Source organism: Candidatus Woesearchaeota archaeon, assembly GCA_030651375.1.
In the GTDB taxonomy this organism is placed as follows: Archaea; Nanobdellota; Nanobdellia; order Woesearchaeales; family UBA12501; genus JAUSFM01.
The window spans coordinates 1-1,235 of record JAUSFM010000023.1 but is presented as its reverse complement, the minus strand read 5'-3'; the positions used below and the strand labels follow the sequence as shown (position 1 = coordinate 1,235).

1 protein-coding gene is annotated in these 1,235 nt (G+C 46.2%); it reads left to right on the top strand.

Annotated elements, in window-relative coordinates:
* The first annotated feature begins 265 nt into the window (after window positions 1-265).
* Window positions 266-1,087 (top strand): transposase, encoded by an 822-nt coding sequence (locus Q7R76_07265; GenBank protein ID MDO8643338.1) that lies wholly within the window; start codon window positions 266-268, stop codon window positions 1,085-1,087.
* The last annotated feature ends 148 nt before the right edge of the window (window positions 1,088-1,235 follow it).

The window sequence follows — 1,235 nt, the reverse complement described above, 5'->3', positions numbered from 1 at the left end:
AGCAAATAGTGTTGGTGGAAAAGCCAGAAAAGCAGTATCTTTTCTGGCTTTTTTCTTGTTTTGGCACACCATTATGGAATGAACATCCATAATCGCACAAAAAAAACGTTGTTCGCTGTGCAAACAACACATGATTCGTTGGGGATATACAAGAGCGCGGTCAGTGCGGTGGCAATGCGTTCGTTGCCGTCGTGGACGATGCTGGAAGCGTGCTGATGTTACGCGTCGCAACAGAAACGCGCTACACAATCAGTGGATGCTCGGCATGGCTTCACTGACATCTATTGCTCGGCGTTTGCGTGTGCATCGCACCACGCTCTCGCGGCGATTGAAGGTGTCAAACGCGCCGCCAATCCCCGTACAGACACGCGTACTGATTCATCCTCCGGTCGTCGTGTTGGATGGAACAACAATCTCAAAACAAACTGTATTGGTTGTTGCCTATGATACGATTTCTGGCCAACCGCTCGCGTGGTCATTTGTATCTCATGAGCGATTTGATATTTGGCACCCCCTGCTCGTTCGTATCTCATCTCACCATCAACCACACGCCATCGTTTCTGACGGGCAAAAAGGGCTTCTCAAGGCTTCAAAATCAGTATTTCCACATACACCTCACCAGCGGTGTATTGCTCATATCATCCGATTGTCTCTGGCATGGCTCACGAGAAATCCACAGACGTTCGCAGGACAAGAGCTGCGGGTTTTGGTGAGAAACTTGGCACAGACAAAAACATCCCCCGATGCAAACCGGTGGCGTGACTCTTTTCTGGCATGGGATGTGCGATACGAATCATTTCTCAAGGAAAAAAGCCTGAATCCGGTGACCGGCAGGAAATGGCATACGCATCGGAAACTTCGAGCAGTCCGATCATTGATTCTGCATGCGCTACCGAATATGTTTCTCTTCACCAGTGATCCGTATATTCCCAACACAACCAATGCGGTTGAGGGTGGCATCAACGCGCCATTGGCAGAATTGCTTCATCGGCATCGTGGCATTACCGAACAACAGAAAAAAGCGCTGGTGACACGCTTTTTATATGCTCGCAGAAAAAGAAAATTACCAACACGAAACGCTACTTAACTCAAATTTCTAAATCCTAAACTCTAAATCCTAAATAATTTCAAAGCTCAAAATTCAAACGAACGAAGCGACGTCCCTTTCTATTTAAACTTTGGTATTTGAATTTTGATATTGTTTAGAGTTTAGAATTTAGTGCTTAGAGTTTTTA